This is a genomic window from Paenibacillus sp. FSL R5-0912, from assembly GCF_000758605.1.
Classification (GTDB): domain Bacteria; phylum Bacillota; class Bacilli; order Paenibacillales; family Paenibacillaceae; genus Paenibacillus_AQ.
Genome location: NZ_CP009282.1, coordinates 2,945,160 through 2,969,916, shown reverse-complemented (window position 1 = coordinate 2,969,916; position 24,757 = coordinate 2,945,160). Strand labels below are relative to the sequence as shown.

Sequence of the window (24,757 nt, the reverse complement as noted above, 5' to 3'; positions counted from 1 at the left end):
ATCGCTTATTCCGCTCCTTCGCATTTAATCCAGCTCCACCAGTGCCTTAATTACCTTGGACTCCGGATTCAGCCAGCTCTCGAACTGGCCGGTCATATCTTCGAATGAGCAGCGGTGGGAAATATAGCTGTCTACATCAATATAACCGTCAGTAATGGCCCGAATCACCTGTTCAAAATCCTCCCGGGTCGCATTTCTGCTGCCCTGCACGGTCATTTCCCGCGCATGGAAATCTGGATCATTAAAGGTTATATTCCCTTTGACCAAGCCAACATAAGTCAATGTTCCTCCATGGCCAACCAGGCCAAAGGCCCCCTCCATCGAGGAGATGTTGCCGGTGGAATCAATGACATAAGGCAGGAAGTTGCCTTCTGTCAACCCGGATAGCTTCTCCTTCGGTTCGCGCAAGGCACTCACGGTATGCTCCGCCTGCGCCCAGCCCTTGCAGAATTCCAGGCGTTCATCGTTGACATCCATCGCGATCACCTTCGCACCGGCATATCTGGCCATCGCCATCACGCCCAGTCCGATAGGACCGGCTCCGATAACCAGCACCTGATCGCCTGATCCCAGACCAGAGCGCCGAACGGCATGTGCGCCGATAGCCAGGGGCTCCAGCATGGCCGCCTGATCCAGCGTCAGTCCGTCTGTCTTCAATAGATTACCTACAGGTAAGCTCACCCGCTCCCGCATTCCGCCGTCCAAATGGACACCGAACACTCTCATTTTCTGACAGCAGTTCGTTTTCCCGCTCAGACAGGCCCGGCATTGCCCGCAATGCAGATAAGGAATCACACTTACCTGATCACCGGCCCGCAGCCCTTGCGGGTTGTCGCCAATGCGCTCAATCGTCCCGGACAGCTCATGTCCAAGCACACGCGGATAAGTGAAATAAGGCTGATTACCCCGGTAGGCATGCAGGTCTGTGCCGCAGATTCCGATCCGCCGGATACTTACAATGGCTTCTCCGACCTGAAGCTCCGGCTCCGGCAGATCTTCCCGGTATACGAACTTCCCGATCTCCTCACAAATAATTCCCTTCATTATATTCGCTCCCCGTTCCGGCCTTGAGCTACGTTCCACTCCGGCTGGCCGCTCGGCCAGGTTGCACCGTCGACAGGCTTCAGAATGTCCCGTACTTCCGACAGTAATTGTTCATTCATCGGCTCATCCGTCCATTTAATATTGTTGCGGATATTCTCCGGTGTCGCAGTGCTTACAAGTGTTGTCGGAATCTGTTCATTCGCAGTAGAGAACTGGACCGCCAGCTTGGCGATGTCCTCTCCCTTGTCCCGGCAATATTCGGCGGCACGCTGACACGCGGCCTGGATCTCCGCACTCGCCGGATGCCAGTCAGGCACTTTACGGTTGCTGAGCAGACCCATGGAGATAGGCGAGGCATTGATTAGTCCTGTGCCGCAGCTCTCCAGCAGCGGAAGGAGCTGAAGCAGCGTGGTGTCATTCAGCGAATAGTGACAGTAGGACAGGATGACATCCAGGGCGGTCCGCGACAACACGGTCTCGAAGATAGGAAGAGGCAGGCCGGTCACGCCGAAATAACGGATTTTCCCGGATTGCTTCAACTCCTCAAGCGCTGGAATCCCCTCTTCCATCACCTGTTCCAGAGAGCCGAATTCAATATCATGCAGCAGCAAAATATCTATATAGTCCGTTCCCAGACGGCCCATACTCTCTTCGGCGCTGCGGATAATCCGCTCTCTGGAGAAATCAAACTCATCCGAGCCATAACGTCCGGCCTTCGTACTCAGGATGTAGCGGTCCCGCGGAACAGTCTGCAGCGCTTCTCCCAGAACGGTCTCCGCTTTCGTCAGGCCGTAGTAAGGAGAGACGTCGATGAGGTTAATCCCCATATCAAGCGCCGTGTGAACCGTACGGATTCCTTCTTCCTTGGGAACATCCCGGAATACGCTTCCCAGCGATGATGCCCCGTAGCTTAATACGGAGACATCCAGCCCTGTATTCCCCAGCTTTCTGTATTTCATAGCGTTCTACCTCCTGTAGTTTGATATTGCACTTAAGATTTGAACTTGAAGCTGAGTCAGCACTTTAGCGCTTCTTACTATAGTGAATCCAACTTGTAAAATCTCACTGCATTCGCTCCAAAGACCGGCTCCATCTCTTCCGGCGACAGCCGTTCCTGCAGTGCCGTGCGCAAGATCTGAAGGACCTCATCGTAGGTTGCCGCCATCAGGCATACAGGCCAATCGCTGCCGAACATCACGCGCTCCGGTCCGAATAGCTCCAGCACCGCATGGATATAAGCTGTGAAATCCTCCTGTGTCCAGCCCTCCGGACCGGCTTCCGTTACCATTCCCGACAGCTTGCAGCAGATATTCGGGTGCTTCGCAATCTCCGACATCCGGCTTCGCCACGGCTCTAATTGACCCGCTGCAACCTTAGGCTTGGCTAAATGGTCGATGACCCCTCTTAGACCCGGAACCCGATCCAGCAGCTCTATAAGCTGCGGAAGCTGATCTGCAAGAACCAGCAGATCAACGGGTAGATCCTCGTCCGCAAGAAATGAGAGCGCTTCTATATATGGACGGGTCAAAAGCAGGCCGGGGTCCTCCATCTCCTGGATCATCACGCGAAGACCGGTGAACTTCCGGTGCCCGCGAAGCTGCTGATATTGCTCACGGAAGGACGGACTCGCAAGGTCCAGCCAGCCTATCACACCCGCTATGGAATCCGACTGTTCACTCAGTCCCAGGATGTATTCCGTCTCTTCCACGGTAGGCGCGGCCTGTACCACAATCGTGTGGCTAATCCCGTGCTTGTGCAAATGCGGTTCAAGATCGGCGGGCAGATAATCGCGGAACAGCACCGGAATGTCCGGCGTAATCCATCCGTAATCGTCCCTGTCTATCTTCCAATAATGCTGATGAGCATCTATATACATCACAGCACCTCCATTCCACCTTATTTTAAACACCCGATAAAGGAATAAAAATAGCTTAAACAAACAAATCTATACCTTATTTTGATATGATTAGAATAAGAATTGATAGATTTGGCTAAGGAGGCCGCGTCATGGAACCGATCCGCAAGCATTTCGGCAACGAAATGCCGTTCACTCTGCTTCTGGACTACAAGGAAACCAAAAGCCCGCAGCGCGAGCTGCCCGACCATCAGCATGACTGGTACGAAATCATATACGTGTACGGCGGCAAAGGAAGCTTTTTCATTGATCAGACCTTTTATGAAATGCGCCAGGGCGACGTTATCGTTGTTCCCGGAAACACGGTGCACCGGGGATTTCCCGACAACGAGGAGCCGGTGACCTCCTCCGCTGTATTTTTCAGCCCGGGTCTTGTTCTTAACCACACCTACAGCGAGTCCTATGCTTATCTGAAGCTGTTTGACGCTGCCAAGAAGAACAAGCAGTACAAGTATACCCTATCACCTGAACACGCCGGAATTTTACAGAACGATATCGATGCAATCCACAGTGAACGGGAGCAGAGCCACCCGGACGGCGGACAAGCCCTGACGCTGCTGCTCCATCTCACACTGCTTCACTTGAACCGCTACTGCCTGCCGCAGGCCGCCGAGCCGGAAACCTCAAGCGCCTTGCTGCCGGACTGGTTCCGTGAGGCGCTCAGCTATATCAACGATCACCTGGATCAGCCGCTGGAGCTGGCCTCTTTGGCAGGGCGGGCGGCGATCTCTCCGGCCCACTTCAGCCGGGTCTTTAAGCAGCGTCTGGGGATGAATGTGACGGATTACATTGCGACCAAACGGATTTTTGCCGCCAAGGACAGCCTGCTGCAATCCAGCGGCACGATCGAGCAGATTGCCATGGCCTGCGGCTTCGAGAGTATGCCCCATTTCTACCGTACGTTCAAGAGGATTACCAAAGTGACACCGGCTGCCTACCGGAGAAACAGCAGAACTCATTGAGGGATTCAAATTCAGAGGTGCAGGTCTGCTTCCCGGATGGTTACAGCTTCTCCCTCATAAGTTACGATACAGCTTCCGGCATGTCCGGCGATCTCGACAGTAAATTGTCTTACCCCCTGCATACCGGCATACTCTCCTGACCGCTTCCCAATGGTTAAGCTACGGTCCGCTTCGCTCCAGGTCATCAAGATCATGGAATAGGAGCCGTGCTCATAATTGTAATTATCCCCTTCATCTTCATACAGGGTGAAGGACGTATCCTTACCGCCGTATACCTTGAGGCCAATCACAGCATCCGGCTGTTCATCCGTATATTGAACTTCCGGGCCAAGTGGAACAATCGAACCGGCGCGGACGAAGAGCGGAATTGTCTCCAGGTCGGCCTTGGCTTCAATCGTCAGGCCGCCTTCCATCCGTTCATCGCTCCAGTAATCGTACCATTCCCCTGCAGGGAGGTAGACACTGCGCTGCTTACTGATTCCCTCAAGCTCACGCGAGCCGGGACCGTAATACATTGCCTCCGTTACAGGAGCTACCATGAAGGCCGGACCGAACATGAACTGGTCACCGATCGAATGGACCTGCACATCTTCCCGGTAGTCGAAGGCTAGCGCCCGGAACAGGGTATAGCTGCGGTGTGCGACGGCACCGGCCAGTGAGTAGATGTAAGGCATCAGCCTGTACCGGAGCTTCAGATATTTCACAAGTGTATCGTACATCGGCTCTCCCTCTTCTCCGAACTGCCACACCTCTCTTGGCGTATCCGTCCCATGGGAACGGAACATCGGCAGGAAGGCCCCTAGCTGGAACCAGCGGACGTACAGCTCACGGTATCCGAGATCGGCGACGCCTTCGTCATAATCCCCGTTCCAGAACCATTGCTCCTTCTGCTTCTTCACGAAAAAAGCACCGATATCCAGTGTCCAATACGGAGAACCTGTAAGGCAGAAGTTAAGGCCGTCGGCAATCTGCTTCCTCAGCGTCTCCCAATTGGCGGCGATATCGCCTGACCATGTAATCGTGCCGTACCGGTGCTGCCCCGCAAAGGCGGAGCGAGTCAGATTGATCACCCGTTTCTCTGAGGTCGCTGCACGCTGGCCTTCATAGATACCTTTGGAGTGCTGCATGGAATAGGCATTGATCAGCCCCGGATCGAGATAACGTTTGGATTCCGAGGTGTTGATCAGCAGGCGCTGCTCTGGCTCCGGCTTCACCGCTCCCTTCCAGTCCGCTTCAAACGGCTCGGTGCAATCGCACCACCAGGCATCGACTCCGTGGGAGAACAGCCCGTCATTGGCCTGCTTCCAGTACAATTCGCGTGCCTCCGCGCAGAAGGCGTCATAGGTGGCCTGATTGCCGAGAAGGAAGCCGCGTTCGTTCATCTCCTCATGGTTGGCCCCGCCTGCGCCCATAATCGGCCAGATCGATACCATGAGCTTGGCATTCATGGCGTGCAGGCTGTTCATCATCTGCGAGGGGTCAGGGAAACGTTCGGGATCGAAGGTCTTTTGCCCCCACAGATTCCCCGTCCAGGACTGCCAGTCGAGCACGATACAATCAAGGGGAAGCGACCGCTCACGATACTCCTGCACAGTGGCAATGAGTTCTGCCTGGGAGATGTACCTTTCCTTGGACTGTACATAACCGAAGGACCACTTGGGAAGCATTGGCGCTTCTCCGGTCAGGTAACGGATTCCCCCGGTAATCTGATCGAACTCCGGCCCGTAAATGAAATAATAATTCATTTCTTCATCAACATCACTCCAGAGGTAGGAGCCAAAGGCATCATCATGGAAGGTCATGTACGACCCGGAATCTACCAGAATCCCGTAGCCGCGCGTAGACACAAGCACCGGAACAACCGCTTTCATATTCTGCTGGTACAAGTATTGCTGCCGGCCCCGGAGGTTCATCATCCCTTCTTCGTGGGAGCCAAGTCCATACAGGGCTTCACCTTCCTGCCATTCAAATTCCAGCTTCGTATGACAAGCTTCTCTGTCCAGCCTGCGGTTGACCCCTTCGGCTCTCGCGCGCAGACCATCGGCCCCCTGACCGGTCTCAACCGTCTCGGACGAAGCATCGAAGACCGTATGATAGACCTCTGTCCGCTCCAGGGTCTTGCCGCCTCTGGACGGCTCCCGTGTCAGCAGTCTGCCATTCGAATCCCTGTAGCTGAATGCACAGGTCTGTTTGTCCACTTGAATCGTAAGCAGTGCTGTTGATATTTCCAGATGGCCGGTCAGATCTGTGACCTTCCACTCTACACTATCTGCCTCCGGGCGGCTCACCACCATAAGACTCTCTTTCCCGCTTAGCTCTGCATTGAGAGTATACCGGATTCTGGCGATGCCCGGCGTATACATAGCGATATGCATAATCCCCTCTGTAGTCTCCAGCCTTACGCCATCTGTACCGGAGTGTATAGCAATCAGTTTCACAATGGTTCCACCCTTCATTAAGACTTCCTTTGATTATAATGATATTATTATTAATAGCCGTTATCTAACATATATTTGCGCTTTATAGACACAATATTACGATTAGCAGGAGGTAATCATGTACGAACACCGTTACCGCGAGAACAAGCTGCATGGTCAGCCTGAATTCCCGCTTCATATCTACCGGGTGGAGCATCAGGACCGCGTTCATTCGATTCTTCCCGTGCATTGGCATAACGAAATGGAGATCATCTATTTAGCGGAGGGCCGGGCTACCTTCTATGTCGAGAGCCGGGAGTTCACCATTCAGGCAGGCGATGCCCTGATTGTTCACCCGGGAGAACTTCATTCAGGCATGGATACTGTCTCCGGAGGCACCTGCTACTACTCCATCGTGTTCAAATGCTCCTGGCTGTCTTCACCGTATCCGGACCGGGTGCAGGAGCTGTTCCTGGACCCTCTAATGCAGGGGACAACCCGGCTGCCTGCCTTGTTATCTGCTGCGGATGATACCCATATTTCACTGCTCGATCTGGTAAAAGAGCTGCTGAACCGCTATGAGCATCAGTCTGTGGGGTATGAACTGAGCTTGAAGGCTCTCCTGCTGCTGCTCATTGCAGACAGCCATCAATACGGGCTGACCGGGAAGAATCCGGAGCTGGAACCCCGTCAAGGTCGCGAATACAACCGGCAAATCAGGGAAGTGCTGAGCTATATGGAGGAGCATTCCCGTGACAGACTGGATTTGGATCAGCTTGCCTCTGTCGTATCACTTAGCCGCTCGCATTTCTGCAAGTTTTTCAAAGCCCAGACCGGTATGCGCCCGATGGAATATCTGAACTATATCCGCATCAGCCAGGCGGCCAGTCTGCTCCGCAGCGGATCATACAACGTGCTGGAGGCTGCACTTGAGTCGGGCTATCAGCACGTCAGCTACTTCTCGAAGTGGTTCAGGCATTATATGAACATGACGCCTTCGGACTATAAGGCCCGTTATTCTTCCGGGGTGTAGCGGTGGTGCGCTTAGCATAGCTACCTCATGCGGCTTGCTCCCTGCTTCCTGCTTGTAGCAACCAAAAAGCAGCACCCGGGAACTTCCAAGTGCTGCTTGTGTATCAGGCCATATTCAGGAGGTTCTCCGGGTTATTCCAGCGTAAATGAAGCAAACTGGGCGCCGCCGTTGCCGGTGTACGTGAAATACAGCGCCTGAATGCCGTCTGGAATCTCCACTTCCGTAGTGTACTCTTTCCAGACATTCGTGAACCCTACCGGGATACGTCCAAGTGCAGGTCCGTCCCAGGCCGCTTTCACCTCAAACTCGCCGTGGCAATAGCCGCGCACCTTGATGGAGACCCGGGTAACCCCTTCACAATTGAAATATTTGAATCCTGCGGTAGCCGAATCGGTCATATTGGCAATATATCCTGTCTCTTCATCGCCGTCTCTGCCGTCCTGGGTAATCTTCGGGAAACGGCTGTCCATCCAGGCTCCAATCCGGCCGAAACCTCCGGTGTACATCTCCTGATCCTTGCAGAACAAATGGCAGGCCAGATACGCCGGATATTCGCCGCGCCCTTCGAGCGGACCTCCGTTCGGACCGCAGGAGGTAATCTCCACCTGGGGGATTGTGCCGTCTGCGCAGAATTCAATCCGCTCGATACAGCCCTGGCGGGAGAACGCTGTGCCGTTGGTATGGCGATGGTAGAAGATATACCATTCTCCATTAACTTCTACGATACTGCCATGGTTATTGCCGCCATAATACATTGGCTGGTCCGCAGGCTTATACGTATCGATATGCAGATCGCAATTGCTTACAATGACACCCTGATAGACGAAGTCCCGGGTCGGATGCTTACTGGTCGCATAACACAGCTCATGCATCGAGATCGAAGAATAGATCAGGTAGTAGATATCCCCTCTTTTGCGGATGGACGGGGCCTCGAAGAACTCAAAGCCTTCAAATCCGGTTCCCTCGCTGTATGGCTGGCTTGGTGCCACGAACACAGGCTCCTCAATAATCGTAAGCATGTCAGGACCCAGCACGGTAGCCATGGCGCCGTGTCTGGACTTGTCCCCGTATCCGCAGAAGCCGGTGTACAGGTAGGTAGTATCGCCTTCGGTCAATACCCCCGGGTCAAACTGCGGCTCATCGCCTTCCCGTTCGCCCAGACGCGTGCCGTCACCGTAGGTTACATAGCCATAGAATTCATATTTGCCGCCCGGCTTGTCGCAGACAGCCACCGATACGACAGGAACTTTGTCCAGTACATAGTAGAGATAATACCGCCCGTCCGGGCCCTTCGTCACATCCGGTGCGTAGAGGCACATGCTGCCTTCCGGGTTCAGCGGGTCATCCGTAGTCCGGTAGATCACACCTTCATACTGCCAATCGGCTAGATTGTCCTCCGGCGCAGACCAGCAGGCATAGTCATTCAGACAGAAGGCGTGTCCGTTGAACCGGTCATGTGAGCCATACACATACACTCTGCCTTCAAATACATAAGGTTCAGCATCTGGGATATATTCCCAGGATGGAAGATACGGATTGAATCCCTGTTGTTGCGTCATTTCTGTTGTCCTCCTAGTTGTTATATAGAATAAGATGCACTTAAGTTGTGAACTTGAAGCTTCGTCGTCACTGCGGTGAACTTTGGACTTCCGGCCGCTGTTGTCCCCAGATTTCTTGATTTGAACCGCTGTTCGCGGTGGAAATCCGGTGACAGCTTATGCTTACGAGGTAGCTTTCCTGCGGAAAGCTTTCAGGCGGACGCTACCGCTCTTACAGTTCCAAAATTCTCCTCCGCTTCTTTTGCTTTTTGTTTATTTCTTTAGTACCTCTTATATAGATTGCACCGTCACCTGTATAACGCAATCGGCGTAATCCGGGTGTACATCTCGTTCATTGGCTACATCGAGTAGCGGCCTACCCTCGCTGTTAAAATGGACTCTGTGCATCGCCGAGCATCTCGTCCCATGCTTCACCAGCTGCTCTTCCCCGTGATACAGGACTAGCACCGTGCCGTCAACATCCTGGAAGAACGAGTTGTGTCCGGGACCGTAGATCTCTTCCAGTGAGTAGTAAGACAATGCAGGGGTACCGGCTTTGCTCCATGCCCCGGCATCCAGATAATCGCCGCCTCGTGGAATGCTTAACCATCCCACCGCATAGGTATACCCCGTTGCAGCTCCGCCGGAATAAGCAATGTACACGGTATCATCCGTAATCAGCGGATAAGGTCCTTCGTTATTGATCGTGCCCTGAACATTCTCCCAGCCCAGCAGCGGACGCGAGAGCAGCACCGGCTCGCTGGTTAATACCGCCGGGTCCGCTTCATTAACGGTTGCGATATACAGCATGGAGCCGGTGTCCAGCGGCGTTCCGATTCCTTTGCGGTATGACCAGACGACACAGGAAGTCTCATCTGCCTTGAAATAAGTCATATCCAGCGTAATGCCGTTTTCCGTCAAAGGAGTACCGTCCATCCGTCTCACCCGGACTGGAGTGCTCCAATCGGCGGCATTCATAATGTCGCCGCCCTGGTTCAGCTTCATGAGATGGCACTGCGGCCCCCATACTTTGCCGCCTACGGCGAACAGAATGTACAACTCGCCGCCGATGAGATGAAATTCCGGTGCCCAGAAGGTCTGGATGAAATTCAGCTCCTCATTCAGATCCAGAATAACGGCTTCTTGGAAGCCAGGGGCGAATAAGCCCAGCAAGGTATCTGCCACGCGGACATAGATGCCGATATCACCAACATTATCATTGGTGGCAAGGAAATAATACCTGCCGTTCCAAGGGAGGATTACCGGGTCGGCATAGCCGCTTGCCAAGGGGAACGGAAGGTCGTGCGTGACTACCTTACCATGCACGGTATAGGTTCCGGGCACCGTAAAGTCAATACCTTCGGTATCCCAGGCTACCTGCTTGTCTGCCGTGGAGCCGTCAGAGTACACTGCGGTGGCTCTCACCGTTATCAATTCGTCGGCAGAGCGGACACTGACCTGCTCTGCCACGCGGATACCGGTGTTATGCACCGGGGTCCAGGCCCTCTGTACTCTATGGCCGATGGCATAATCCACCGTAATCTCATTCCCCGGACGGGTTCCGGGCAGCGGTTGAGCCGACCGCTCTACCGCAATGGGTTCCGCAGGTTCCGGCGGCGAAATAAGCTCGGGCTTCCGCAGGTCGGCCAGCCGGTTCACATACCAGCAGCCATCGTTATCCTGCCAGCGAATCTCGTATTGTCCGCTGGTGCTGTCGAATCCGCAGACAGCTTCTTGGACGTACCTCTCCCTGTCCAAGGGCACAAGGCCCTGATACTCGAAGCTGATCAGATCCGGCGAAGTCCACAGTAGAATCTGCCCTCTGCTCTCGTCGTCTTCCTCCCCTAAGGCATCTACTCTTACCGCTACAATGCCGAAAGTACCGCCGGATGTGGGGAATACATAGGGATTTTTAAGTCCTTTTTCATGAATCACATCGTCCTCATCCACGGTAGCCATGGCGAATAACAGGCCATAGTTCCGGTTCAGGGGCTGAAATTCGCCAGAGTCATCTGCACAGGCAAGATGAACGCTGTTGCTTAGAGACGCCGTGTAATCCTGGTTCGGCAATCGTGTATAGACTGTAAGCTTCATAGGACCCTGCACCTTATTCATAAGAATATCACCCTTACCTTCATGTTCACCTTATAGCATGTCCCTATCAGTATAGAGAAGCCGCTTAAGCGAAGTCCATGACATATAGACACCTAAGATTGATCTATTCTTAGATTATGGGAAGGCCGCCGGAATCCTCTATAAATTTTAAGGAAAACGCTTTAATCTCTATATCTCCGGTTGTGTTATACTTTGGGCAAATATGATCTACCTGGAGGATGATTATGAGTACTACCACAGAAGGCTCCTTTTATACGCAAAAATACAGAAACCTGTTCCTTGAGAACGGCCTGTCGTCCGAGGCCATTGCGCAGAGACTTGAAGATACCTGGAACGAGCTTTTCTATGGCGCTCCCGGGGTCCGAATCTACCATCCTATGGGTGACGATAAGGGATATATCGTAGATACCGGCAATACCGATGTGCGTACCGAAGGCATGTCCTATGGGATGATGATGGCAGTTCAAATGGATAAAAGGGAGGAATTCGACCGGCTCTGGAAGTTCGCCAAGGTCTATATGCAGCATACGGAAGGCCGCTATAAGGATTATTTCGCCTGGCACTGCAAGCTGGACGGCACGCGGCTGTCTCCCGGTCCGGCACCGGACGGTGAAGAGTTCTTCGCCATGGCGCTGTTCTTTGCGTCGGCGCGCTGGGGCGACGGCGCCGAGCCGTTCAACTATTCTGAGCAGGCCAGAATCATTCTACGCGCCTGTGTGCACAAAGGCGAAGACGGAGAAGGCGATCCCATGTGGGATCCTGCAACCCGGCTGATTAAGTTCATTCCCGAGACCCCTTTCAGCGACCCTTCCTACCATTTGCCGCATTTCTATGACCTATTCGCTCTCCAGGCGGATGAGGCGGACCGGGCATTCTGGAAGGACGCGGCAGCCAAAAGCAGAGCCTATCTGCATAAAGCCTGCCATCCCGAAACCGGTCTGTCGCCGGAATACGCTAATTATGACGGGACTCCGGCTGAACCCCAGCCGCATGGGGACTTCCGCCATTTCTTCAGCGATGCGTACCGGGTCGCCGCCAATATCGGGCTAGACTATGAATGGTTCCGCTGTGACCCTTGGCAGGTCGGGCAGTCTAACCGGATTCAGGCGTTCTTCCGGGACATAGAGCCTGCGGATTACCGGCGTTATACTATTGACGGACAGCCGTTTGACGAGCCTTCCCTCCATCCCGTCGGCCTGCTGGCAACCCTGGCTATGGCCTCGCTTGCTGCCGATGGACCGGATGCCGGACCTTTCGTCAAGCGGTTCTGGAATACTCCGCTGCGCACCGGGGAGCGCAGGTATTATGACAATTGCCTGTACTTCTTCACTATGCTGGCGCTGAGCGGAAACTACCGGATTTATTTATAGTAGATTCCTATATAGCTGGAGCCGGGATAAAATCCATGGGGCTTACCGTGACTGCAGAGAATGTTTGACTTCCGGTCGCTGTTAGGTTCGTATTTCCTGATTTAAACTGCTGTTCGCAGTAGAAATACAAACCTAAAGGCGAACGCTATCGCTCCTACAGTTCAAACTTCTCTTCCGCCACTTCACCCTCATGGTATGTTATAAATCTCAAGCCATAATAGCTGCACACCAAAAATCGCTCCCCGGGAACATCCCGAAGGAGCGATTCTTTTATCCATTCAACCGCTGATCATATCCGTACGGTATTCCTGCGGCGTAGTTCCGGTCCACTTTTTGAACACCCGGGTGAAGGATTGCGGGGTCACATAACCGATTAACGAACCGACCTCCGCGACCTTCAGCTCCCCTCTCTTCAGCAGGTCCTTGGCCTGGCGGATTCGCATGTCTTCAATGTACTCGGACAGATTTATTCCGCGTTCCTGCTTGAACAGTCGGGACAGATAGGAGGGATTGAAATGGATCACATCCGAGAGCCGGACCAGCGACAGATCCTGGGTAAGATTCTCTTCGATATATAAGCAGATTGTATCAATGACCCCCGCTGCCCGCTTCTGCTCCCCGCTCTTCCTGACCGAGAACAGAAACTCTGCCGTATCCCGCAGATAACGGAACGCTTCTCCCAGAGTACGGTGGACCTCCAGCTGCATCAGACCGCTCACGCCTATCGCCTCATCGGCTTCCCAGCGGTTGATATACGACATCAGCATCAGGGCAATCGTGTAATACAGCTCGGTGAGATAAGGATTGCATCTTCCCCGGTCCTGCCCCGCCGGTCCGGCCATCTCCCCGAACAGCTGAAGGAACTCCTCCTTGCGGCCTGCCTCCAGATGCGCAGCCAAGGTATCCACCTTGTCCCGCAGGAACCGGTCACGGCCGGGGTCCGGCACAGCCGCCTCATTCAGGTTCACCCTCTGCACCATCCGTTCCCCGTCACCCGCGCGGTAATGCTGCACCTGTCTTGCCTTGTCGTACAGCATGGGAAGCCTGGCCCAATGCGACTCTTCTGCACTGAGGGTAATGGCAATCCCGACCTCCAGCGACTCCCGGCAGGCTTGTTGAATAAGCTCGAAGGTACCCTCCAGAAATTTGCCCAGTTGTTCAAAAGTCTCCGCCCTATCCAGATCCCTTGACTGCTCAGGCTGAATCAGCCAGATCAGGTCGCCGTACCGGTCGATGACCCCGAGGCTTACCGTCCGCTCCTTCAGCAGCTTCTCCGACAGGAACTTAACCGCAAGCGCTGTCTCCTGGCGGTCGGAATAGGTCCGGGAGGACTCAGGATCACTTATGCTGCCCAGTGCGATCAGCATAGGCTTTGAAGCATCCAGCGGAATCTGCAGCCGACTGAAGTCCTCCGCCACCTCCTGATCCATTTTGACACTGTGAATCAGATGGCGGAAGTAATCTCCCTGAGCCAAGGTCTCCAGCGTGTTAAGCTGCTCTTTGGACTGACGGATCAGATCATTGACCTGCATCGTGTCCTTCAGCTCCAGAAGCGCACGTTTGACCGCCTCAATCAGCTTCGGATAACCTTCATTCTTGAGCACATATTGAACGCCCGGAGCCTGTATCGCCTGATAGACGTAATTGAAGTCGCTGTGTCCAGTCAGGAACACGATTTTGCACTGTGGCCAGCTCTTGCGAATATGCTCCATCAGCTCCAGCCCGTCCATTTCAGGCATACATATATCGGACAGAACGATATCCACCCGGGTGCGGTGTAACAGATCCAGCGCCTCCTGGCCCGAATAAGCCTTGTAGATGTCCAGACCCAGGTCCATTTTGCCAAAAATAACCGCCAGGCCATCGGTAATAATCTCTTCATCGTCAACGATCATCAGCCTGTACACCCGTATGCTCACCTCCAGCTCTAAGAAGGATGGTCACCCTGAGTCCGCCCAGTGCACTCCGCTCAGCGAGCAAGCCGCTCTCTTCCCCGAAGGTAATGCGAAGGCGCCGGTGAATGTTCACCAGTCCGGTCGTCTCTGCCTGCTCCTGACACACGTTAAGGGAATTATTCAATTGTGCCAGCGTCTCATCTGTGAGCCGGTCTCCGTTGTCCTCCACGATCACACGGATTTCAGAGCCCTCTTGCTCAAAGCGGACAATGATCAAGCCCTTTGCCGCTTTCTTTTCCAGACTATGCTTGAACGCGTTCTCCACAATCGGCTGGACAATCAACCGGGGAACGGACACCCGCTTCAGCTCCTCGGACAGGGGATCGAAGCGGACCCCGATCCGCCGGGAGAAGCGCATGGCTTGAATTTCTGTATACATCCGCGCATGATGAATCTCCTGTTCCATGGTGACCAGATCGGAAGCGTTCCGGGTCACAAATTGGAAGTATTCGCCGAGCATGGTCGTAAGCTGTTCGATCCGCTCGGTGTCGCCGGTCTTGGCCATGGTATTCAGAATGAAGAAGCTGTTATAGAGAAAATGCGGATTAATCTGTGACTGCAGCTGCTTCAGCTCTGCCCGCTGCGCCATGATGGTCTGCTTATACACCTGATCGATCAAGGACTGCAGATTGCTTACCATCTGATTGAAGCGGCTGTACAAATACCGGAATTCATCCCTCGATTCATGCTTAATATGAATATCCAGATCTCCCTGCTCCATTCTCCTGAAGCTCTTCACCAGCGTCAGCATGGGCTTATGAATGAACTTGTAGGTGGACAGCGCAAAGGCAATGATGATGGCAAGCGCAGCTACGGCAAATACCCAGGCCCAGGTGTAGAATTTGCTTAGCGGGGTCTTGATGATGCCTTCCGGGATCATCCGGTAGATGGACAAACCCAGCTCCTGGGATCCCGCCTGGACAATATAATAAGGTGCCCCTGCAATCCTTAGTCGCTCCCCGGAGGCAACTGAGCGGATCTTGGGGGAGTACTGGGAAGGGTCCGACTGGGCCAGATCTCCCGTTACACTGGACAGTGCAAAGCTTGCACGGTCTGAGAGCAGCAGCGTACCACTGCCCGGATAGGTGTTGAATTGGCCCAGCGCCGCCCGCAGCTCCTGGGTGTCCAGCTCGATCTCAACTGTCAAAAGCGGCTCTGCCCCCTTGATGCCCCGCTGCTTCATCGCACTAAGATACAAGCCTCCCTCCCATTCAATCACCTGGGACCCGCGGTCTCCGAAGACCGAACGAATCTCGCGGAAGCGCTTCAGCTCGATCTCACGTACGCCGCCAACGGACGAGACGGTTCTGCCTATAGTCATGATATGAACCCTTACGTCCTTAATATACGTACTGCTGTTCTGCACGATGAACAACCGCTTCATCAGCGAATTCAGGTTCTCCGTACGGTCAATGGTCGGCAGCGTCTCCCAGGTCAGCGCCAGCTTGTTCAGATCCTCATCCTCCAGCAGGCTGTATTGCAGCAATTTCATCCGCTCGATCTCATTCTCCATATCACTCAGATAGAATACCGTCTGGGCACTGGCTGAGCTTCTAATGTCCACACTTGCGGTTTGCACAATCCATTGATACAAATAGACGGCAAAGATAAGAATAGGCAGCATAATCAGCAGAAAGGTCACAATCATCCGCAGAAAGATCGTATTGCGCAGTGAGAAATCCTTTTGGAACAACAATGCCCAGGCCTCCAAGAATCATTTTCCACCATTATAGCCTGAATTCCGGGAGATCCGCAGGCTGCTGCATAACTTCACTGAGGTCAGCCTTTGACACTGCCGAGTACAATCCCCTTCACGAAATACTTCTGCAGGAACGGATACGCCAGGATAATCGGCAGGGAGCCGAGGAAGATCTGGGAGGATTTGAGCGTCCGGTCCGAGATCAGCGCCAGGTCCAGCATCGCGTCACGTGACATGTTCGACAGATTCTGCTGGATGACAATCGTCTGAATATAGCTCTGGAGCGGATAATTGGCCGGATTCCCCATGAGCAGCAAGCCGTCAAACCAGCTATTCCAGTGCTCAACCATCGAGAATAAGGCAAGTGTAGCGAGCGCAGGCTTGGAAATGGGTACAAAGATGGACCACACGGTCCGGAAATGGCCTGCCCCGTCAATGAGCGCCGCTTCTTCAAGCTCCTTCGGAATCTCCCGGAAGAAGTTCAGCAGCAGCACCACACTGAACACCGGAACCGCACCGGGCAGCACAAGCGCCCAGATCGAGTCTAGCAAGCCGTACTCTTTAATGGTCGTATACCAGGGAATCAGTCCCCCGTTGAACAGCATGGTAACGAAAAAAGCCCAGGCATACACGCTGCGGAACCGCAGGGCATGTGATTCTTTGGATAATGGATACGCCACCAGAATGGTCAAAAGCAGATTCAGCGGAGTTCCGATGCCGATTCGGGTCAGGGAGACAAGCATCGACTGCCAGAATTCAGTGCGGCTCATCGTATACATATAGGAGGCCAGTGTGAAGTCTACCGGCCAGAGCCTGACATACCCTGCGGAAGCCGCTGCACTTGAGCTGAAGGATACCGCTACAATATGAATCAGAGGCAATATACACAGCAGTGAAACCATGATTAGAACGGCTGCATTCAACACCGCAATCCAGTCCAGGCGTTTCTTGGGGCGAATGGGAGTCCATTCCGCCTGCTTAGGCGTAAGCCGTTGCTCCATGGGTACTCCCTCCTCTAAAAGATCCGGTATTTGGCAAAACGGTAAGCCAGGAAATAGGAGCTGGAAATTAAGGTGAGCGAGATGATTGATTTAAAGAAGCCGACAGCGGTCGCCACTCCATACTGTGCATCCAGCAGACCGATCCGGTAGACAAAGGTGTCCAGGATATCCCCGCTCTCATAGACCTGCGGACTGTACAGATTAAAGACCTGATCGAATCCCGCATTCAGCAGCTGTCCCAGACTGAGCACCGACAGCAGAACGATAACCATGCGTATACCCGGAATGGTAATATGCCAGGTTTTGTGCCAGCGGTTAGCTCCGTCAATGGTAGCTGCTTCATACAATCCGGGATCAATCCCCGTAATCGCCGCCAGATACACAATGGTGCCGTAACCGAAGTTCTTCCAGACATCCGAAGTGATCAGCGTGAAGGGGAACCAGTCATTGTCGCCCAGGAAGAAGATCTTGGAGACGCCGAACCACCCGAGAAATTCATTAACGATCCCGCCCGAAGGGGACAGAATATCAATCAATATCCCCCCAAGCACGACCCAGGACAGAAAATACGGCAGATAGATCGCGGTCTGCACGGACCTTTTGATCCAATTACTGGTCAGCTCGTTCAGCAGTATTGCGAATACAAGCGGAATAATCAGACCCAGAATCAGCTTGAGACTCGAAATAAACAGCGTATTCCACAAGACCTGCGTGAAGCTCGGCAGATTCATCACATATTCGAAGTTATCCAGGCCGATCCACTTCTGATCTCCGAACAGCCCCTTGGCCGGAATGAACTTCTGGAAGGCAATCATGACACCGGCCATGGGCACATAAGAGAACAGGATAATCATCACCAGACCCGGCACAAGCATCAAATGAAGCGGCAGTTCTTTTCGCAGCTTTGCTCTCATCGTTATCCTCCGGGGCACATCATTTCTTAGTCGATTCGTACCATTCATTGACCTCTTGCGTAATCTGATCCCCGCCCAGCTTCTGCCAATCCTTCACAAACTGGTCGAACTTGTCGATAGGATCACCTAAAATAATTTTGACGAATATTTCATTCTGCTGCTTTTCAAGCGTCGTTTTGCGCTCGACCATGGTCGGTGTCGGAGCGCCGACGAACTTCTCCTGCAGGAACTGGTCATTCTTGATGTACTGGTCAGCTATTCCCATGGAACCTTGCTCGCCATAGATCCGCTCCCAGCCCCATAGAGAGAAGCCCTCCGTTGAACCTGAAGCATAGGACTCCAGCTTCCCCTGGATCGTCTTGGCTTCGCCTTTCAGGGTGGAGAAATCACCGGCCTTGCGGGCAGCATCAATTTCACGGAAGGCGTCCACATTCTTCGTTACCGGATACGGTGTAACTGGAGACAGCTGCCAGACACTCTCCGCTTCCGGCGGTGCATAGTACTTGTCGAATTCGGCCGTCTCGCCCCAGTTCTTCTCCACATGCAGATTGAACATTTTGATTACAGCTTCAGGGTGCGGAGCTCCCTTCTTGACCGCGAAGAAGCGGGTGGTGCTGAATTTAAGCGGCACCTTCGGCGTATCGCCCGATTCCGAGACAATCGGGAAGGCCTGCCATTGCGCCTTGGGATCATTGTCACGATTAAGCTGCAGCGGCCAGATGGAATTCCATTGCTCCCCGTACTCCATCCCGATCTTGCCTGCGGAGATCAGCTCAGAGACCTTGCCGCCGTCCTTGACCCCGAACTCCTGGTCGAGCTGTCCCTTCTTGGCCATATCCTGGAGCACCTGGAGCGCTTGCTTCACTTCAGGCTGAATGCTGCCATAGACCAGCTTGCCGCTGCCGTCATCCACCCAGATATTCGGGTAAGCATTGTACCCGGCCATGAAGCCTTCCAGCCCCATTGCCCCTCCCCACAGATCCTTGGTGATGCCGAGGCCCATGGTATCCTTCTTGCCGTTCCCGTCCGGATCCTTCTCCACGAAGGCTTCGGAGATGGCAAGCACATCCGCCATGTTCTTCGGCGGCTGCAGTCCCAGCTTCTCCAGCCAATCGGTACGAATCCAGATGTACATCGACCGTTCAATGGAGGATTCCAGGCTCGGAATCGCCATCAGCTTCCCGTCGAAGGTCGCCGCGTCGAATACACTCGTCCCTTCCCCGGCGAGCACCTTTTTGGTGAACAGGGAGGCGTACTTTTCATATAGCGCCGTCATATCCTCAATCTGGTCTGAATCGGCCAATTGCTTGAGCTGTGTGGCGTTGACCGGAGTCACATCCGGCAAGTCGCCGGAGGCCAGTGTGACATTGATCTTCTGCAAATATTGATCCGAGGTCTGGCTGCCCTTCACAATCCAGTTATACTTGATCTTGATTCCGAGCTGATCCTCGTATAACTTGGTCCAGCGGTTGTTATCAATCGTCTCATCCTTCAGCACACCAAGCACGTTATTCTCTACCACATCGCTGAGGTCTCTGACGAACGACACTTCGATCGGAGGATCATATTTCCCGAGCGGGCTCTCATCGACGGATGCGCTTGCCTTCGGATCATTGCCGGCTGCCGCTTCCTTGCCGCCGTTACCGGATTCTAACTTGCCCGAGCAAGCGGACAACAGCAGTGCAGACAGGAGCAGTATTGAAGTGCTTTTCAGCCATACCGAACCATTCCTTGTACCTGTGTTCATAGTCAACCCCCAGTTCAAATAGTACAGATTTTATTTGGTTACGCTTTCATTATGGGGGAGGCATCTATTTATTGACAACGCTCACATTTTTACTTCACTTATCCGGCATTGACACAATACCTGATGCGGTACTTTAAACTCAATTTGCCCTCATCGCAATTGGCTTGGGTTTGGTGTCCGGCTCAAAAGTCCCTTTGACCGCCGGTTCGTCACAATCCTCCGCATCCCTGTGATAGATTTAACAAACGAGCCGAGAAGGTTCTGCTGTTCGATGCCTTCATTATGGGGGGCATTATCCAAAACCCTTGACGAAATAATATTATTATACTATTACTGAAACTATATTAAGCTTTGGAAGCTATAGGAAAGGTGAAACGGCAACAACATGCGAGCTTATTATTTGCCTAATTTATCGGAATTCCGTTTTTTCTGCTTTCCGCATTGCGTGGGAAACTACATCCGGCCGTACGACCATAACGTGAACCGGCCGAATGGAATCAGAGATTTCAGTTTGCATTATATCGCCAGTGGAAGCGGGGTGATGCTTTTCTTCATTTCCCGAACGACCGTATGCGTTATTACTGCTCCGAAGAGGACCTGTAGAATATATTCCAGATTCAGTTTAACGGTCATGCGTTCCCGGCTTACTTTCTGGAGAACCGGTATTCCGGGTCGTCAATCTGGATCCAGAAGTATGATTCTCTGCTGCAGTCGGCCTTTGAAGATTTATTTCATGAAATTGAACACTATAATTTCTTGCGCCCTTCCCGGAGCACCAATCATTTGGACAAAATAACCGAACTGTTGCCCGAGATGCACAAAAAAGCCCACCTTCCATTCGAGCTGGAATTGCGGGCCGGGAAGGCAGGGCTAACGCCCAATTATTTCTGGAGTCTGTTTAACAAAGCAACGAGAATCACGCCGGAGGAATTCCGCGAGATTCATTAAATCCGATACCCTGCCAGGAGGAGAACGTGATGGCTCTTATCCACTATGTTGAGTGCAATACTTCACACGCTGGTAATTTCGTTATTGATGTTCCCGTAGGTTCTCATTGGCTGCTTGTTATTACCAAGACTCCAGCAGAGTTCTGGGTACATGGCGGACTTAAGCTCTATCCCGCTCACAATGTAATCCTCTATCGTCCACAGCAAAAAGTCTATTACCGGGCCAGCGCCGGTCATTTCGTCAATGACTGGATCCGCTTCGAATCCAATGAACCCTATATTACGGAGTCTCCGCTTCCTTCGGGTGTGCCCTTTGCGTTAAATGACCCTGACTACTGCCAAAAGCTGCTTGAGCTGATGGTCAGCGAACACAATTTCGACCGGAATTGCAAAGAATCCTCCATCGATTATCTGCTCCGGACCTTGTTCAACAAACTGTGGGAATCCTATTTCCAGGATAATATTACACCTCAATACTACAAATTGCTGAAGCTGCGCACGGCTATTCAAGGCAACCCCGGAGACTACTGGACTGTTTCAAAAATGGCTGATTTTCTCTGCATTAGCCCAGGCTATCTCCAGAGCATTTACAAAAAAAGCTTCGGAATCTCCTGTATGGATGATGTCATCAGCAGCCGGATCCGCATGGCGAAGGAATACCTCATTTACAATGCCCAGAGCATTGCCGATGTGGCTTCACGGTGCGGATATCAGAATGTGGAACACTTCTGCCGGCAATTCAAGCAAATGACCGGGCTTACGCCGAGAAATTTCCAGAAGCAGGCCAAACGCTAGCATGGGAGACCTCCAATCAAACCGGTTTATTCGCAGTTCTTGAAATATTGCTGAACCAGGAAATCCATCATGGCCTCCGGTTGTTGTCTGGAAAACTCCGCCTTGTCTGCAAACAGCATCCCGTACGGCGCGTCCGGGGTATACGGTTCCCACCGGGGTAACTCCGCTCCTGTGGAGTCTGGGCCGTTCGGGTCTCCGGAACGGATGAAATGGGCCCAATAATTGCACATCTGCCGGGCCAAATCATAATGCTTGCCAACAAAAGGCCTCCAGCATTTGGCAAGCGTCTCGAAGAAGAACCAGAGATCCACAGAGTGGAAGGTGCCGGGATTATCCCAGCCCGGTATTTCAGCATCGAAATTATAATAGTAAAGCGGAGTTTCGCTGCCGGTGTCGGCATTGGCCCGCGCAGCAATGCGAATCGCATATTCTATTCCGCTAACCGAAGCTCTCTGTCTGGCTTCCTCTATTGGAACAGTCTGATCCCCGCAAAGCTCGAGAAATGTACCGGCATCCTCACCGAACATATCTGCGGCCAGCTTCTTGAGCTCGTCAAATGTTACGGCGCCAGGGGTGCTAAAGAACTCCGAGGAGGTATGGCCCAACATTACCGGCACCTTCAAGCGCTTGTTCTGAAGAAACAAATCGAACGGGTTGCCTGTTTGGAATCTCTGGTCTGCGACCGTGCCCCAGAATGCCCCGTACTCCACGGCCTTGTCCCGAAGATAGACCGCATCCAGCTGCCGGGCTTCTGCAAGCGAAGATACGCCCAGGTAATTGAAGAACCGGGTACCGTCATGCTCAGCCTCCTGCAGATCACTGCGGTGAGGAGGCAGCAGGGTTCCCGGATACAGCTTCGTGAAAATCCCGCTTTCAACAATCGCCCTCTGAAAAAGACCTTCGTTCTGGGGTGAAGTCAGCTGGCTCATGACACTCCCGCCGCCGGCAGACTGTCCGCCGATGGTGATATTGTCCGGATCGCCTCCGAATGCCGCAATATTGCGCTTCACCCAGCGGGTCGCTGCCTGTTGATCGAGGTTGCCAAAATTGGCTGGCGCCTCCGGCGCTTCCGCTGTTATTTCGGGATGGCAAAGAAATCCGAAAGCATTCAGACGGTAGTTGATTGTCACTACCACTATGCCTCTGCGTGCGATACGTTCGCCGTCAAATTCCATCTCAGCCGGATGGCCTACCTGCAGACCTCCGCCAAAATACCATACGAATACGGGAAGCTTCTCGCCCGGATGTTTAGCTGGAGTCCACACATTCAGGTACAGACAATCCTCGCTCATCGCAATGTCCGGTTCTACGGCCCATTCGCGGGTATAGATGTTATTATCATCCAGCTCTTGCCTTACCTGCATGGAGACCGGTGCGAACTGGTATGCATGCAGCACACCCTCCCAGTCTGCAGCCGGCTGTGGCGCCCGCCAGCGGTTGTCGCCTATAGGCGGAGCAGCGAAGGGTATCCCCTTGAAGCTTGTTATCCGGGGATCGGCTGCCGGCAGTCCCTGGACCGTCCCGTTTTCAACTTTTGCTATTCTAAGCATGTTCCCGACTCCTTTGTGAAGGTGAATGCGTTTTCAATAACTAACTTATACTACAAATTCTAATTTACCGCCCTATCGAAAACAATGATCTAAGCCAAATCATAATTGATGTATCCTAACATTCGAGTGGATCAGAGTTTATGCTATTTTGTACTCCAGACGATTTCCCCTGCTTTATTGATCAGATATGCGGATTGTTCATTGTTGATATCTTTGAACCCTTTGCCTGCTCCGGCTTTGAAATCCCGTACATATGAGAAAGAAGGCTTTACGATCACATCGCCCGCCACATTTTTGAAGCCGTACCCGCCGTCCTTATAAGAAATCATGCCATCGCCATACCCATTAATTTGATCGGCACCTGGAATGGCATTAATATTCCCATTAGCATCAACAAGCCGCTGTGTATAATCGTATTCTCCTCCGCTCAGCGTCAGCAAAATATAACCGTCATGGAACTGCCCTACAAACCCATTACCAGTACTGAACTCAGGCTTCAGAATCAACTTTCCTTTGGTATCGAGGAGACCGCTTTTGCCGTTCAATACCGCGGTAGCCACGCCTTCAGAAAAGGAGCTGGCGGATTCATATATCGGCTTGATTGCCCATTTCCCCTTGGTGTCGATAAAGCCCGTCCGGATGACGCTTTTACCGCCGATTGTTGTCCGTACCGTAACTAGAGCAAGGCCATTAGAGAAAGACTCACTTTTCTGCAACCCCGATACGCCTGGTATAACTATTGTTCCATTGTGGTCGATATAAAAGGTCTTGCCTCCGGCCACCTTCGCGAGCCCATCCGAGAAATCATACACACGGCTGTAAATGGCCGGAATGACGATCTTTCCTGCACGGTTCATAAAGCCCATTTTCACGGAAAAGCCGCCGCTTCCCGTCTTGACCATATCCTTAAACCAGGCCAACCCCTCATAGAACTGTCCCACTTGATAATGCGGCGTATCTAACGCCAGTTCTCCTGCCCGGTTCATGAAGCCAGCCGTATAGGCGGATGTCTTCACCGGAAGCAGTTCTTCATAACCAAAGTCATACACCGGAGTATTGGAAGTCCGTAGTTGCTCCTGCCCCTGATTATTAACAAATACCGTTTTGCCCTTATCAATGAAGTTGAACCAATACTGCTGCTCCAGCTGCTCCAGCTGCTCCTGGGCATCGCCTGACACGGGACGAAGCTGAATCAGATTTGTCCCGGGAACTGTAGAGTGTCCTTGACCGCCCATGGCTCCTGCCAGCGCCAGATCAATAAACCATGCACCGTTGTAGTTGCGGGGAATCTGCGCCATCAGCTGCGTTTTCGAACCGCCGTCATCATCGAGCAATGCTGTTTTGGTGCCCAGCCGGATTACGGCTCTGTGCCCTTCCGCATTCTTAAGCACAATTTCCTTATTGCTTACGGACACAAAGGTATAGCCAAACCGCTCCGCTATCGGGCGCAGGGGCACCATAACCACTCCGTCAATCTCAATTGGCCCCTCCAGAAAAAATAAATGCTCGCCCTGGTCAAACACCTCCCAGCGGTCCGCATGGGCATATGCGCTGCCAAGCCCGAAGAATGCGGCCAGCGCGAACAAACCCGCTGCCAAAACTGCCGCCAGCCGGTGATTCTGAATAAACGAACGATGTGAGTATATAGAATAAATCCCCCTGTGAAATGCTCCGAATGGATGATACTGGAATCTATTCTTTTAGACGCGAGTGTTGTGGATTAGTTGCTGAGTTACAATAAATCCGGACTACCCG

General features: G+C 52.9%; 18 protein-coding genes. 5 read left to right on the top strand and 13 right to left on the bottom strand.

The window, feature by feature from the left end; genetic code table 11:
• Nucleotides 1-24: 24 nt before the first annotated feature.
• The 3 genes from R50912_RS12385 to R50912_RS12375 form a co-directional block, all read right to left on the bottom strand.
• Complete coding sequence (locus tag R50912_RS12385) at nucleotides 25-1,044, bottom strand: zinc-binding alcohol dehydrogenase family protein (RefSeq protein WP_042235165.1); 1,020 nt, start codon at nucleotides 1,042-1,044, stop codon at nucleotides 25-27.
• Complete coding sequence (locus R50912_RS12380) at nucleotides 1,044-2,003, bottom strand: aldo/keto reductase (RefSeq protein ID WP_042235163.1); 960 nt, start codon at nucleotides 2,001-2,003, stop codon at nucleotides 1,044-1,046. Before R50912_RS12380 ends, R50912_RS12385 begins: the two co-directional genes overlap by 1 nt.
• 77 nt (nucleotides 2,004-2,080) lie before the next feature.
• Nucleotides 2,081-2,920: an amidohydrolase family protein gene (locus R50912_RS12375; protein ID WP_042235161.1), complete on the bottom strand. Its 840-nt coding sequence runs from the start codon at nucleotides 2,918-2,920 to the stop codon at nucleotides 2,081-2,083.
• A gap of 131 nt (nucleotides 2,921-3,051) precedes the next feature.
• Between R50912_RS12375 and R50912_RS12370 the strand changes: the two genes are divergently transcribed.
• Nucleotides 3,052-3,921, top strand: coding sequence for an AraC family transcriptional regulator (locus R50912_RS12370; RefSeq protein ID WP_042235159.1), 870 nt, complete (start codon nucleotides 3,052-3,054; stop codon nucleotides 3,919-3,921).
• An 11-nt stretch (nucleotides 3,922-3,932) separates the two neighbouring features.
• Here the strand turns inward: R50912_RS12370 and R50912_RS12365 are convergent, their stop codons facing one another.
• Complete coding sequence (locus tag R50912_RS12365) at nucleotides 3,933-6,377, bottom strand: glycoside hydrolase family 31 protein (protein WP_197073077.1); 2,445 nt, start codon at nucleotides 6,375-6,377, stop codon at nucleotides 3,933-3,935.
• 100 nt (nucleotides 6,378-6,477) lie between these two features.
• Between R50912_RS12365 and R50912_RS12360 the strand changes: the two genes are divergently transcribed.
• A complete protein-coding gene (locus R50912_RS12360; protein ID WP_042235157.1) occupies nucleotides 6,478-7,371 on the top strand; it encodes a helix-turn-helix transcriptional regulator in 894 nt (297 codons plus the stop codon).
• Between the two features lie 131 nt (nucleotides 7,372-7,502).
• On the opposite strand, the gene R50912_RS12355 is transcribed toward R50912_RS12360, so the two are convergent.
• Nucleotides 7,503-8,930, bottom strand: coding sequence for a family 43 glycosylhydrolase (locus R50912_RS12355; protein WP_042235155.1), 1,428 nt, complete (start codon nucleotides 8,928-8,930; stop codon nucleotides 7,503-7,505).
• Nucleotides 8,931-9,200: 270 nt separating this feature from the next.
• A complete protein-coding gene (locus R50912_RS12350) occupies nucleotides 9,201-11,024 on the bottom strand; it encodes a family 43 glycosylhydrolase (protein WP_052416258.1) in 1,824 nt (607 codons plus the stop codon).
• 224 nt (nucleotides 11,025-11,248) lie between these two features.
• Between R50912_RS12350 and R50912_RS12345 the strand changes: the two genes are divergently transcribed.
• Nucleotides 11,249-12,394 carry a family 8 glycosyl hydrolase gene (locus R50912_RS12345; protein WP_042235152.1) on the top strand — a complete coding sequence of 382 codons (1,146 nt, stop codon included), beginning with the start codon at nucleotides 11,249-11,251 and terminating at the stop codon, nucleotides 12,392-12,394.
• Between the two features lie 278 nt (nucleotides 12,395-12,672).
• On the opposite strand, the gene R50912_RS12340 is transcribed toward R50912_RS12345, so the two are convergent.
• The 5 genes from R50912_RS12340 to R50912_RS12320 form a co-directional block, all read right to left on the bottom strand.
• Nucleotides 12,673-14,301 (bottom strand): response regulator, encoded by a 1,629-nt coding sequence (locus R50912_RS12340; RefSeq protein WP_042235150.1) that lies wholly within the window; start codon nucleotides 14,299-14,301, stop codon nucleotides 12,673-12,675.
• On the bottom strand, nucleotides 14,279-16,045 hold the full coding sequence (locus tag R50912_RS12335) for a sensor histidine kinase (RefSeq protein WP_042235148.1): 1,767 nt from the start codon (nucleotides 16,043-16,045) through the stop codon (nucleotides 14,279-14,281). The genes R50912_RS12340 and R50912_RS12335 overlap by 23 nt, the downstream gene beginning before the upstream one ends.
• An 83-nt stretch (nucleotides 16,046-16,128) precedes the next feature.
• Entirely contained in the window at nucleotides 16,129-16,950 is an 822-nt protein-coding gene (locus tag R50912_RS12330) for a carbohydrate ABC transporter permease (protein WP_231637889.1), read from the bottom strand.
• A gap of 113 nt (nucleotides 16,951-17,063) precedes the next feature.
• Entirely contained in the window at nucleotides 17,064-17,963 is a 900-nt protein-coding gene (locus R50912_RS12325) for an ABC transporter permease (protein ID WP_042235145.1), read from the bottom strand.
• A 19-nt stretch (nucleotides 17,964-17,982) separates the two neighbouring features.
• The gene (locus tag R50912_RS12320; RefSeq protein ID WP_042235143.1) at nucleotides 17,983-19,710 is read right to left on the bottom strand and encodes an extracellular solute-binding protein; all 1,728 of its coding nucleotides are present in this window, start codon (nucleotides 19,708-19,710) and stop codon (nucleotides 17,983-17,985) included.
• 783 nt (nucleotides 19,711-20,493) lie between these two features.
• Between R50912_RS12320 and R50912_RS34920 the strand changes: the two genes are divergently transcribed.
• Entirely contained in the window at nucleotides 20,494-20,658 is a 165-nt protein-coding gene (locus R50912_RS34920; RefSeq protein ID WP_156123096.1) for a hypothetical protein, read from the top strand.
• Between the two features lie 29 nt (nucleotides 20,659-20,687).
• A complete protein-coding gene (locus R50912_RS12315) occupies nucleotides 20,688-21,452 on the top strand; it encodes an AraC family transcriptional regulator (RefSeq protein WP_042235141.1) in 765 nt (254 codons plus the stop codon).
• Nucleotides 21,453-21,478: 26 nt separating this feature from the next.
• Here R50912_RS12315 and R50912_RS12310 read toward each other — a convergent pair whose 3' ends face one another.
• Both R50912_RS12310 and R50912_RS33260 read right to left on the bottom strand, forming a co-directional pair.
• Nucleotides 21,479-23,002, bottom strand: coding sequence for a carboxylesterase/lipase family protein (locus R50912_RS12310; protein ID WP_042235139.1), 1,524 nt, complete (start codon nucleotides 23,000-23,002; stop codon nucleotides 21,479-21,481).
• 143 nt (nucleotides 23,003-23,145) lie between these two features.
• The gene (locus tag R50912_RS33260; RefSeq protein WP_052416257.1) at nucleotides 23,146-24,600 is read right to left on the bottom strand and encodes a WG repeat-containing protein; all 1,455 of its coding nucleotides are present in this window, start codon (nucleotides 24,598-24,600) and stop codon (nucleotides 23,146-23,148) included.
• Nucleotides 24,601-24,757: the final 157 nt, after the last annotated feature.